Below are 12,003 nucleotides of genomic sequence, written 5' to 3'. Positions count from 1 at the left end.
CGCGCCCGGACGCCTGCGTCACAGGCAACCTCCCGCGCCACAAAGCGCTGCCGAAGCACCACCGCCGAACCGACGGCATTCCTCACCCAACCCTCAGCAGCACCGACGTAACCCTCAGCGTCCCTCCCTCAGGACGCGTATCGCCGGAGGCAACACCGTGACCGTGAAGGACATCCTGGAAGCGATCCAGTCGCCGGACTCGACTCCGGCCGACTTCGCCGCTCTGCCGCTCCCCGAGTCGTACCGTGCGATCACCGTGCACAAGGACGAGACGGAGATGTTCGCCGGGCTCACCACCCGCGACAAGGACCCCCGTAAGTCGATCCACCTGGACGACGTTCCGGTGCCGGAGCTCGGCCCGGGCGAGGCCCTGGTGGCCGTCATGGCCTCCTCGGTCAACTACAACTCGGTCTGGACCTCGATCTTCGAGCCGCTGTCGACCTTCGGGTTCCTGGAGCGCTACGGCAGGCTCAGCGAGCTCACCAAGCGCCACGACCTGCCGTACCACGTCATCGGCTCCGACCTCGCGGGCGTCGTCCTGCGCACCGGCCCGGGCGTGAACGCCTGGCAGCCCGGTGACGAGGTCGTCGCGCACTGTCTCTCCGTCGAGCTGGAGTCCAGCGACGGCCACAACGACACCATGCTCGACCCGGAGCAGCGCATCTGGGGCTTCGAGACCAACTTCGGCGGGCTCGCCGAGATCGCGCTCGTCAAGTCCAACCAGCTGATGCCGAAGCCGGACCACCTGAGCTGGGAGGAGGCCGCCGCTCCGGGGCTCGTGAACTCGACCGCGTACCGGCAGTTGGTCTCCCGCAACGGTGCCGGGATGAAGCAGGGCGACAACGTGCTCATCTGGGGCGCGAGTGGTGGACTCGGCTCGTACGCCACGCAGTTCGCGCTGGCCGGTGGCGCCAACCCGATCTGTGTCGTCTCCAGCGAGCAGAAGGCCGACATCTGCCGGGCCATGGGCGCCGAGGCGATCATCGACCGCACCGCCGAGGACTACAAGTTCTGGAAGGACGAGCACAACCAGGACCCGCGCGAGTGGAAGCGCTTCGGCAAGCGCATCCGTGAACTGACCGGCGGCGAGGACGTCGACATCGTCTTCGAGCACCCCGGCCGCGAGACCTTCGGCGCCTCCGTCTACGTCACCCGCAAGGGCGGCACCATCGTCACCTGCGCCTCCACCTCGGGGTACAACCACGAGTACGACAACCGCTACCTGTGGATGTCCCTGAAGCGGATCATCGGCTCGCACTTCGCCAACTACCGCGAGGCCTGGGAGGCCAACCGGCTCATCGCCAAGGGCAAGATCCACCCCACCCTGTCCAAGGTCTACTCCCTGGAGGAGACCGGGCAGGCCGCCTACGACGTGCACCGCAACCTCCACCAGGGCAAGGTCGGCGTCCTGTGCCTGGCCCCCGAGGAAGGCCTCGGCGTACGCAACCACGAGAAGCGGGCTCAGCACGTCGACGCGATCAACCGCTTCCGGAACATCTGAGGAGCCGTTGCATGACTGAGCGTCAGAAGGACCGGCCGTGGTTGATGCGGACCTACGCCGGTCACTCCACCGCCGAGGCGTCCAACGAGCTGTACCGGCGCAACCTCGCCAAGGGCCAGACGGGTCTGTCGGTGGCGTTCGACCTGCCGACGCAGACCGGCTACGACCCGGACCACATCCTCGCCCGCGGCGAGGTCGGCCGGGTCGGGGTACCCGTCTCGCACCTGGGTGACATGCGCCGGCTGTTCCAGGACATCCCCCTGGAGCAGATGAACACCTCGATGACGATCAACGCCACCGCCATGTGGCTGCTGGCGCTCTATCAGGTCGTCGCGGAGGAGCAGGGTGACGACATCACCAAGCTCCAGGGGACGACCCAGAACGACATCGTCAAGGAGTACCTGTCGCGGGGGACCCATGTCTTCCCGCCGGGGCCCTCACTCCGGCTGACGACGGACATGATCGCGTACACGGTCTCCCACATCCCCAAGTGGAACCCGATCAACATCTGTAGCTACCACCTCCAGGAGGCGGGCGCCACGCCGGTCCAGGAGATCGCGTACGCGATGTCGACGGCCATCGCGGTGCTGGACGCCGTGCGCGACAGCGGCCAGGTGCCTGCGGAGCGGATGGGCGATGTCGTCGCCCGTATCTCCTTCTTCGTCAACGCGGGCGTCCGCTTCGTCGAGGAGATGTGCAAGATGCGGGCGTTCGGGCGGATCTGGGAAGAGATCACGCGCGAGCGGTACGGCATCGAGAACCCCAAGCAGCGCCGATTCCGGTACGGCGTCCAGGTCAACTCCCTCGGGCTGACCGAGGCGCAGCCGGAGAACAACGTCCAGCGGATCGTCCTGGAGATGCTGGCCGTCACCCTCTCCAAGGACGCACGCGCGCGTGCCGTCCAACTCCCGGCCTGGAACGAGGCGTTGGGTCTCCCCCGGCCCTGGGACCAGCAGTGGTCGCTGCGCATCCAGCAGGTGCTCGCGCACGAGAGCGACCTGCTGGAGTACGAGGACATCTTCGAGGGCTCGCACGTCATCGAGGAGAAGGTCGGCCGGCTCGTCGAGGAGTCCCTTGCCGAGATCGACCGGATCCAGGAGATGGGCGGCGCGATGGCCGCCGTCGAGTCGGGCTACCTCAAGTCGCAGCTCGTGGCGTCCCACGCCGAACGCCGCGCTCGTATCGAGTCCGGCCAGGAGAAGATCGTCGGCGTCAACATCTACGAGTCGACCGAGCCGAACCCGCTCACGGCCGACCTGGACGCCGCGATCCAGACGGTCGACCCGGCCGTCGAGGCCCGTGTCGTCGCGTCCTTGCAGCACTGGCGCGACACCCGCTATCAGCCGCCCTTCAACCACCCGCGCCCCTGCAAGGCCCTGGAGCGGCTGAAGGAGGCCGCGAAGGGCACCGCCAACCTCATGGAGGCCACCCTGGAGTGCGCCCGCGCCGGGGTCACGACCGGCGAGTGGGCCGGGGCGCTGCGCGAGGTGTTCGGCGAGTTCCGGGCGCCGACGGGCGTGTCCTCCGCGCCGGTCGCGGTGACCGCCGAGGAGGGCACCGCGATGGCGCTCGTCCGCCGCCGGGTGGAGGAGACCGCCCGTGACCTCGGCGTGGGCAAGCTGCGCTTCCTGGTCGGCAAGCCGGGCCTGGACGGGCACTCCAACGGCGCCGAGCAGATCGCCGTACGCGCGCGTGACGCCGGCTTCGAGGTGGTCTACCAGGGCATCCGGCTCACGCCCGAGGAGATCGTGGACGCGGCCGTCGCCGAGGACGTGCACGCGGTGGGCCTGTCGATCCTGTCCGGCTCGCACGCGCAACTGGTGCCGGACGTGCTGGAACGGCTCCGTGTGGCCGGTGCCACAGATATACCCGTCATCGCCGGTGGGATCATCCCCAATGGCGACGCCGAGCAGCTGAGGGCCGCGGGTGTGGCCGCCGTCTTCACCCCGAAGGACTTCGACATCACCGGAATCATCGGCCGCATCGTCGAGGAGATCCGGAAAGCGAACAAGCTCGACCCCCTGGAGGTCCCCGCATGACCACGCCCGTCAACCGTCTGCGTCCGAGGCGCTCCTGCCTGGCCGTACCGGGCTCGAACCCGCGCTTCCTGGAGAAGGCACAGGGCCTCCCCGCCGACCAGGTCTTCCTCGACCTCGAGGACGCGTGCGCGCCGCTCGCCAAGCCCGAGGCCCGGCACACCATCGTCAAGTTCCTCAACGAGGGTGACTGGACGGGCAAGACGAGGGTCGTGCGCGTCAACGACTGGACGACCGAGTGGACGTACCGCGATGTCGTGACGGTGGTCGAGGGCGCGGGCCCGAACCTGGACTGCATCATGCTGCCGAAGGTGCAGGACGCCCAGCAGATCGTCGCCCTGGACCTGCTCCTCACCCAGATCGAGAAGACGATGGGCTTCGAGGTCGGGAAGATCGGCATCGAGGCGCAGATCGAGAACGCCCAGGGCCTCAACAACGTCAACGAGATCGCCACGGCCTCCCAGCGCGTCGAGACGATCATCTTCGGCCCGGCCGACTTCATGGCGTCGATCAACATGAAGTCGCTGGTCGTGGGCGAGCAGCCGCCCGGCTACCCGGCGGACGCCTACCACTACATCCTGATGAAGATCCTGATGGCCGCCCGCGCCAACAACCTCCAGGCGATCGACGGCCCCTACCTCCAGATCCGCAACATCGACGGCTACCGCGAGGTCGCCCAGCGCGCCGCCGCGCTCGGCTTCGACGGCAAGTGGGTACTGCACCCCGGCCAGGTCGAGGCGTCCAACGAGATCTTCTCGCCCTCCCAGGAGGACTACGACCACGCCGAGCTGATCCTGGACGCGTACGACTACTACACCTCCGAGGCGGGCGGCAAGAAGGGCTCCGCGATGCTCGGCGACGAGATGATCGACGAGGCCAGCCGCAAGATGGCACTGGTCGTCTCCGGCAAGGGACGCGCGGCCGGCATGCAGCGCACCAGCAAGTTCGAAATCCCGGAGGCGTGAGCGCGATGCAGTTCGGACGCACCTACGAGGAGTTCGAGGTCGGCGCGACGTACAAGCACTGGCCGGGCAAGACGGTCACGGAGTACGACGACCACCTGTTCTGTCTCCTCACCATGAACCACCACCCCCTCCACATGGACAGCAACTATGCGGAGCAGACGACGGACTTCGGCAAGAACGTCGTCGTCGGGAACTACATCTATTCGCTGCTCCTCGGCATGTCCGTCCCGGACATCTCCGGCAAGGCCATCGCCAACCTGGAGATCGAGTCGCTGAAGCACGTGGCGCCGACCTTCCACGGCGACACGCTCTACGGCCAGACGACCGTGCTCGACAAGTGGCCGTCCAAGTCGAAGAACGACCGCGGCATCGTCTACGTCGAGACCAAGGGCTACAAGCAGGACGGCACCCTGGTGTGCGTGTTCCGCCGCAAGGTGATGGTGCCCACCGAGACGTACATCAAGGAGCGCGGCGGCGAGCAGCCGGGCCGTCCCGAACTGAAGCAGCAGGAGAAGTAGCCATGGCGCGCCTCGCCCAGACCGCCGGTCTGACCGACATCCAGCAGGAGATCCTCTCCACCGTCCGCGACTTCGTGGACAAGGAGATCATCCCGGTCGCGACCGAGCTGGAGCACCGCGACGAGTACCCGCAGCAGATCGTCGACGGCCTGAAGGAGCTGGGCCTGTTCGGCCTGATGATCCCGGAGGAGTACGGCGGCCTGGGCGAGTCCCTCCTGACGTACGCCCTGTGTGTCGAGGAGATCGCGCGCGGCTGGATGTCGGTGTCCGGCATCATCAACACGCACTTCATCGTGGCGTACATGCTCAAGCAGCACGGCACCGACGAGCAGAAGGACCACTTCCTGCCGAGGATGGCGGCCGGTGACATCCGGGGCGCCTTCTCGATGTCGGAGCCTGCTCTGGGCTCCGATGTGTCGGCGATCACCTCGAAGGCGGTCAAGGACGGCGACGAATACGTCCTGAACGGCCAGAAGATGTGGCTGACGAACGGCGGAACGTCGAACCTGGTGGCCGTCCTCGTGAAGAGTGACGAAGGACACCCGGAGGGCACGGCCCCCCACAAGTCGATGACGACCTTCCTGGTCGAGAAGGAGCCCGGCTTCGGAGAGGTCCGCCCGGGCCTCACCATCCCCGGGAAGATCGACAAGATGGGGTACAAGGGGGTGGACACGACCGAGCTCATCATGGACGGCCTGCGCATTCCGGCCAATCGGGTGCTCGGCGGTGTCACCGGCCGCGGTTTTTACCAAATGATGGACGGTGTGGAGGTCGGCCGCGTCAACGTGGCGGCGCGTGGCTGCGGGGTCGCTCAGCGTGCTTTCGAACTCGGCGTCCAGTACGCCCAGCAGCGTCACACTTTCGGTAAGCCGATCGCCCAGCACCAGGCGATCCAGTTCAAGCTCGCCGAGATGGCTACCAAGGTCGAGGCCGCGCATGCGATGATGGTGAACGCGGCACGCAAAAAGGACTCCGGGGAACGAAACGACCTCGAAGCAGGGATGGCGAAGTACCTCGCCTCCGAGTACTGCAAGGAGGTCGTCGAGGACGCCTTCCGGATCCACGGCGGCTACGGCTTCTCCAAGGAGTACGAGATCGAGCGCCTCTACCGGGAGGCTCCGATGCTGCTGATCGGTGAAGGTACCGCCGAGATCCAGAAAATGATCATCGGTCGCAGGCTGCTCGAAGAGTATCGACTCCAGGGCTAGATGTCCTGGTTCGGGGTGTTTTCTTCGCGAAGAAGATCACACCCCGTCAACACTCTTCGGCCGTCGACTCGGCTGCCTGGCTTGCCCAGTTGCGGCCCGCGCCCGGTACGATCGCGTGAAAGCCGCCGTCCCCCTCACGCAGCGCGGCATCATCCGCTACGAAGGTCATCCATGCCCCACAGCCAAACCTCTGCACCACGCGACAGCCTGGCAGGCGTACGCCTCGCGCGCGGAGCATCGCCGTGGCTTCTCCCGACCGTCGCCACCGCAGCCCTCAGCCTGGCCCGCGCGCGCCGCTCCGGTGCCGCCAGGGCCGTGGCCGTACCCGCCACCGCGCTCGCGGCGGGCATGCTGTGGTTCTTCCGCGACCCCGAGCGCGAGATCGCCACGGGCCGCGTCATCTCGCCGGCCGACGGTGTGGTGCAGAGCATCATGCCGTGGAAGGACGGACGCACCCGCGTCGCGATCTTCATGAGCCCGCTCAACGTCCACGTCAACCGCGCTCCGCTCGCCGGTACCGTGGCGTCGGTCGAGCACATCCCCGGCGGGTTCGTTCCGGCGTTCAACAAGGAGAGCGAGAACAACGAGCGCGTAGTCTGGCATTTCGATACCGAACTCGGTGACATCGAGATGATCCAGATCGCCGGCGCGGTCGCCCGTCGCATCGTCCCGTACGTGCCCCAGGGCACGAAGGTCGAGCAGGGTGACCGGATCGGTCTGATCCGTTTCGGTTCGCGTGTCGACATCTACCTGCCCGAGGGCGTGGAGGTCGCGGTCGAGGTCGGGCAGAAGACCGTGGCTGGGGTGACTCGCATTGACCGTGATTGATCCTGAGACACAGACGGGCTGGGTGCCCGATGCGGACGAGGTGGTGGACGAAGAGGAGGAAATGCCTCTTTCTCTCCGCCTGTCCATAGCCGACACCCTCACCCTCGGTAACGCCACCTGCGGCTTCATGGCGGTGTACTTCACCACCACCGGCATCCTGATCCCGCACCTCACCGGCAGCCAGGAAACCGGCATGGCCCGCCACAGCGCGGCCACGGCGGTCATCCTGATGCTGTGCGCGGCGGTCTTCGACCTGTTCGACGGGCTGGTGGCCCGCAAGTTCCGCTCCTCCCCCATGGGTGCCGAACTGGACAACCTGTCGGACCTGATCAGCTTCGGTCTGGCTCCGGCGTACTTCGTCCTCGTCTACGGCATGGTCGCGGACGACGCGCACCAGAGAGTGGCGGCGGTCGGCGCGATCGTGGTCCTGCTGGCGGTGGTGCTCAGGCTTGCGCGCTTCTCCTGCGTGACACCGCCGAACGGCATGTTCCAGGGCATGCCGAGTCCCTTCGGGGCGCTGACGGTGGTCTCGATCGTGCTGCTGGAGCTGCCCTTCGTGGCGACCCTCCTGGCGATCCTCGGCACCGCGTGGCTGATGGTCAGCCGGGTCGAGTACCCCAAGCCGCGTGGTCGCCTCGCGGTGGCGATGCTGGCCTGGATCGTCGTCTCGATGGGCCTCCTGGCCGCCTGGGCCTTCGACGCCCCCAGCGGCCAGCTCCTCCTCCAGACCGGCTGTGCCCTACAGCTCGTCATGGGCGCGGTGATTCCCCTGTTCGCCACGGCCCGCCGGGTGAACAACTTCCGCGGCAACCGTCGTGAGGCGCGGGCGGCGCAGCTGCCGTAACAGCAGACAACACGGAGGGCCCGAACCACATGGTTCGGGCCCTCTGCGTAGCGCTCGTTCAGGCGCCCGGCGTGTAGGCCTCGGCGACCGACGACGCCTCAGCCTCCCGTACGACCTTCATGCCTCCCGTGACCGACTTGTCCGGCTGAAGGATCACGCTCTGCCGGGACGACGCGGCCTTCGGGTCGGTGAAGTTCTGTGCGATGCCGAAGCCGACGTCGAAGGCGTCCAGCGTCAGCAGCGCCTTGTCCACGCCCTCGCGCGTGAGGTCCTTGCTCGCGCAGGCCTTCTTCAGGGCCTCGCCGAAAACGGAGACCGCCGTCCAGCCGGCCACCACGCCGTTGTCCAGGGCGTCCTTCGGATACGCCGCTTCGTAGTCCGCGACGAGTTGCTTCGCCTCCGGGGTGTCGGCCCCGATGGGCAGCGACGGGGAGGCCACCCAGTAGTTCTTCGCCAGGGCCGGGCCCGCCTCGGTGGCCAGCAGCTGCGGGGCGAAGGCCGAGTTGTTGCCGATGACCGGGACGCCGAAGCCGCCCGCCGCCGCGACGCCGACGAGCGAGGCCGCCTGGCGCGGTCCCGCGCTGATCACGATCGCCTTGACACCCGCCTTCTTCAGGGCGGCGACCTGTGCGGTCATGTCGTTGTCCGTCGGCTTGATCTTCTGCTCGACGACCGTCAGCCCGGACTCCTTCGCCATGTGCTTCGCACCGGTCAGGGCGCTCTCCCCGTAGTCGCCCTCGAAGTAGACATGCCCGATCTTGTCGCCCTTCTTGATCCCTTTCTCCTGCATCAGGAAGTCGATGGCGTTGATGGTCTCGATGTCGTACGTCGCTCCGATGACGCGGATGTACGGGCTGCCGAGCAGCGAGTGCGCCCACGCCTGCGGCAGCACCAGGCCCTTGTCCTGGCCGTCCACGCGCTGCTTGACCGCGGCGACGAACGGCGAGCCGATGAACTGGGCGAAGCCCAGCACCTTCGGCGCCAGCTCCGTGTATCCGGACACCGCCTTCTGCGGGTCGTAGCCATGGTCGCGGACGGAGAGGGACACCTTGTAGCCGCAGACGCCGCCCTTGGCGTTCAGCTGCTTCACGTACAGCTGCTGGGCCTGGGTGACGCTCTTGCCGAGCGTCGCGTAGACGCCGGTCATGTCGGTCAGCGCGCCGAGCGTGATCGTCTTGCCGGAGACTCCCTCGCCGGTCTTCACACCGCCCGCGGCGCCCTCGCCGTCGCCGTCGTCCTTGGCCTTGGAGCTACAGCCGGCCAGCACGAGCAGCGCGGCGAGCGCGCCCGCGGCGGCCCTGGCCGCATACGTCGTGGTCATCGTTCCTCCCCTGGATTGCGTGCGACGCGATACCGGGCGGCCACCCTGACCAGGCCGCCCGGCAGAAAGAGCACCACCGCCACCACGGCGGCGCCGTACAGGTACCGGGACGCCTCACCCGGTGCGATCCCGCCCGTGCCCGGGTCGGAGACCAGCGGCAGCGCGTCGCTGTAGCGGGTCAGCAACTGCGGCAGCAGGGAGACGAACGCCGCCCCGAGCACCGCTCCCCGGACCGAGCCGAGCCCGCCGATGACGATCATGGCGAGGTACTCCAGCGAGAGCGTGATCCCGAAGTAGTCGGGCACCGTCCGCTGGAAGACAAGCGCCAGCAGCACTCCGGCGAGGCCCGCGTACATCGAGGACAGGACGAAGACGGCGGCCCGGTAGCGGGCGACGGGCACGCCGATCACCCCGGCCGCGATGCGGTGGTCGCGGATCGCGTTCATGGCCCGGCCCGGCCTGCCGCGCAGCACTCCGCGGGCGAACAGTGCGCAGCCGAGCAGGACGACGAGTCCGGCGTACCAGAGCTTCTCGGCGGAGCCGAACGGCACGTTGGCGACGAGGAGTTCGCGGTCGTCGAAGGTGAGGCCGAAGAGGTTGAGGGCGGGGACGTCGCGGCCGTTGAAGCCGCCGGTGAGGTCGCGGGCGTTGAACAGCACATGCTGGCCGATGAAGATCAGTGCGAGGGTCGCGATGCCGAGGTAGGCGCCGCGCAGCCGGCCCGCGATGGGGCTGAAGAGTCCGCCCGCGGCCCCGGCGACCAGCGTGGCGAGCACGGCGGCGAGCCAGGTCGGCAGGCCGAGCCCGGTGAGGCCGTCCCGCCCGTCACCGGCGAACACGCAGTAGCCGTAGGCGCCGACGGCCAGGAAGAAGGCGTGGCCCATGGAGAGCTGGCCGGTGGCGCCGGTGAGGAGGTTGATGCCGATGGCGCCGATCGCGGCGGCCATGGCGAACAGGCCGGCCTGGAGCCAGAAGCGGTCCAGGTAGAAGGGCAGGGCGAGCAGCAGGACGGTGCCCCCGGCCCAGGCGTAGGTACGTGTACGGGTGAACCACATCGGCCGGGTGCCGCCCGCGAGCGCTTCAGACACGGGCCAGCTCCTTCGTGCCGAACAGCCCGGCGGGCCGGATGAGCAGGATCGCGAGCATGACCAGATAGGGCGCGAGGTCGCCGAGGCCCCGGCCCAGGAAGGTCAGGTCGCTCTGGTAGCCGGTGGCGAGGGATTCCGTCACGCCGATGAGCAGTCCGCCGACCAGGGCGCCCGTCGTCGAGTCGAGGCCGCCGAGGATCGCCGCCGGGAAGGCCTTGAGGGCGGCGAGGGAGGTGGCCCGTTCCAGGCCGGGGGTCGGGAAGACGGTGAGGAAGAGGGCGGCCACTGCCGCGAGTCCGCCCGCGACGGCCCACGCCCCGAGCGAGACACGGCCGAGCCTGACTCCCATGAGGGCGGCGGTCTCCGGGCTCTCGGCGGCCGCGCGCATCGCCACGCCCCAGGTCGTGTAGCGGAAGGCGAGCAGGAACGCCGTGATGAGCAGGGCGGCGGCGACGAAGGCGGCGATCCGGGTGTGGGCGATCGAGATCGGCCCGACGGTGAGGACGGCGTCACCCCACGGGTCGCCCAGCGTCAGGACGTCCGTGCCGATGCGCCGGGTGAGTTCGGTGGTGAGCAGGATGTCGACGCCGATGGTCACGATGGCCAGCACGCTCTGGTCGCTGCCCCGGTAGCGCCGCATCACCAGGAACTCGACGGCCGCTCCGACCAGCGCGGCGCCCGCGATGCCGGCCAGCAGAGCGGGCCAGAACCCGATGTCGTCGTGGAGGATCGCGGTGACGTATCCGCCGGCCAGCAGCAGTGAGGCGTGCGCGAAGTTGACGACCTCCGTGGCCCGGAAGATCACCACGAAGCCGAGGGCGATGAGGGCGTAGACGGAACCGAGCGAGACGCCGTTGAGGAGGAGTTCGGCGAAGGTGCTCACGACGCGGCCTCCTCGCCGAGGTAGGCACGGACGACCGCCGGGTCGTTCTGTACGTCGGCCGGTGCGCCGTCCGCGATCAGCCGCCCGAAGTCGAGCACGGTCACCGTGTCGGCGAGCCTCATCACCACTCCCATGTCGTGCTCCACCAGGACGATGGAGATGCCGAGGCTGTCGCGGACCCCGGCGATGACGGCCGCGACCCCGCGCCGCTCCTCGGCCGTCATCCCGGCCACCGGTTCGTCGAGGAGCAGCAGCCGGGGTTCCATGCACAGCGCACGGGCCAGCTCCGCGAGCTTCTGCTGCCCGTACGGCAGGGAGCCCGCGGGCCGGCCGAGGTGGTCCTCGAGTCCCACGAACGCGGCGATCTCCCGGACGCGTTCACGGTGCCGCCGCTCCTCGCGCCCCGCCGACGGCAGCCGCAGCCCGGCGGCGACGAACCCGGTCCTGGTCAGCCGGTGTCTGCCCAGCAGCAGGCTGTCCTCGACGGTGGTGTGCGGCGGCAGGGCGAGGTTCTGGAAGATGCGGGCGACGCCGAGCTCGGCGATACGGTGCGCGGGCATGCCGGTCAGCTCGTGGCCGCCGAAGCGGACGCTGCCCGAAGCGGCCCGGACGACCCCGGACAGGACGTTGAAGCAGGTCGACTTGCCCGCCCCGTTGGGGCCGATCAGGGCGTGGACGGTGCCGGGCCGCACGGTGAAGGTGACGTCGTCCAGGGCGAGGAGGCCCGCGAAGCGGACGGTGAGGTGGTCGACGTGCAGGGTCTCCGTGTCACCGTGCGGGGCCTCCATGTCACCGTGTGGGGCCTCCATGT

At 68.5% G+C, this 12,003-nt stretch carries 11 protein-coding genes; 7 read left to right on the top strand and 4 right to left on the bottom strand.

The genetic code is table 11. The features are described 5' to 3' along the window. The first annotated feature begins 163 nt into the window (after window positions 1–163). From ccrA to pssA, 7 genes are all read left to right on the top strand, one after another. Window positions 164–1,501, top strand: a complete 1,338-nt coding sequence (gene ccrA, locus KCH87_RS06420; RefSeq protein WP_210585020.1) for a crotonyl-CoA carboxylase/reductase — start codon at window positions 164–166, stop codon at window positions 1,499–1,501. An 11-nt stretch (window positions 1,502–1,512) separates the two neighbouring features. Next, a complete protein-coding gene (locus tag KCH87_RS06415; RefSeq protein WP_210584859.1) occupies window positions 1,513–3,540 on the top strand; it encodes a protein meaA in 2,028 nt (675 codons plus the stop codon). Beyond that, entirely contained in the window at window positions 3,537–4,502 is a 966-nt protein-coding gene (locus tag KCH87_RS06410; RefSeq protein ID WP_210584858.1) for a CoA ester lyase, read from the top strand. The genes KCH87_RS06415 and KCH87_RS06410 overlap by 4 nt, the downstream gene beginning before the upstream one ends. A 5-nt stretch (window positions 4,503–4,507) precedes the next feature. After that, window positions 4,508–5,020, top strand: a complete 513-nt coding sequence (locus KCH87_RS06405) for a MaoC family dehydratase (RefSeq protein WP_210585019.1) — start codon at window positions 4,508–4,510, stop codon at window positions 5,018–5,020. Between the two features lie 2 nt (window positions 5,021–5,022). Beyond that, window positions 5,023–6,228 (top strand): acyl-CoA dehydrogenase family protein, encoded by a 1,206-nt coding sequence (locus tag KCH87_RS06400; RefSeq protein WP_210584857.1) that lies wholly within the window; start codon window positions 5,023–5,025, stop codon window positions 6,226–6,228. 171 nt (window positions 6,229–6,399) lie between these two features. Next, window positions 6,400–7,056, top strand: a complete 657-nt coding sequence (locus tag KCH87_RS06395; protein ID WP_210584856.1) for a phosphatidylserine decarboxylase — start codon at window positions 6,400–6,402, stop codon at window positions 7,054–7,056. A gap of 22 nt (window positions 7,057–7,078) precedes the next feature. Beyond that, complete coding sequence (gene pssA / locus KCH87_RS06390; RefSeq protein ID WP_210585018.1) at window positions 7,079–7,900, top strand: CDP-diacylglycerol--serine O-phosphatidyltransferase; 822 nt, start codon at window positions 7,079–7,081, stop codon at window positions 7,898–7,900. Window positions 7,901–7,958: 58 nt separating this feature from the next. On the opposite strand, the gene KCH87_RS06385 is transcribed toward pssA, so the two are convergent. The 4 genes from KCH87_RS06385 to KCH87_RS06370 are packed head-to-tail and all read right to left on the bottom strand — an operon-like array spanning window position 7,959 to window position 12,001. After that, window positions 7,959–9,221, bottom strand: a complete 1,263-nt coding sequence (locus KCH87_RS06385; protein ID WP_210584855.1) for an ABC transporter substrate-binding protein — start codon at window positions 9,219–9,221, stop codon at window positions 7,959–7,961. Then, window positions 9,218–10,309 carry a branched-chain amino acid ABC transporter permease gene (locus KCH87_RS06380; protein ID WP_210584853.1) on the bottom strand — a complete coding sequence of 364 codons (1,092 nt, stop codon included), beginning with the start codon at window positions 10,307–10,309 and terminating at the stop codon, window positions 9,218–9,220. Before KCH87_RS06380 ends, KCH87_RS06385 begins: the two co-directional genes overlap by 4 nt. Beyond that, on the bottom strand, window positions 10,302–11,192 hold the full coding sequence (locus tag KCH87_RS06375; RefSeq protein WP_210584852.1) for a branched-chain amino acid ABC transporter permease: 891 nt from the start codon (window positions 11,190–11,192) through the stop codon (window positions 10,302–10,304). The genes KCH87_RS06380 and KCH87_RS06375 overlap by 8 nt, the downstream gene beginning before the upstream one ends. Further along, window positions 11,189–12,001 (bottom strand): ABC transporter ATP-binding protein, encoded by an 813-nt coding sequence (locus tag KCH87_RS06370; RefSeq protein ID WP_374198963.1) that lies wholly within the window; start codon window positions 11,999–12,001, stop codon window positions 11,189–11,191. Before KCH87_RS06370 ends, KCH87_RS06375 begins: the two co-directional genes overlap by 4 nt. Between the last annotated feature and the right edge of the window lie 2 nt (window positions 12,002–12,003).

Origin of the sequence: Streptomyces sp. GESEQ-35 (assembly GCF_017948485.1) — a bacterium.
Lineage (GTDB): Bacteria > Actinomycetota > Actinomycetes > Streptomycetales > Streptomycetaceae > Streptomyces.
The sequence above is the reverse complement of the archived record's forward strand: the minus strand, read 5'-3'. Positions and strand labels throughout refer to the sequence as shown.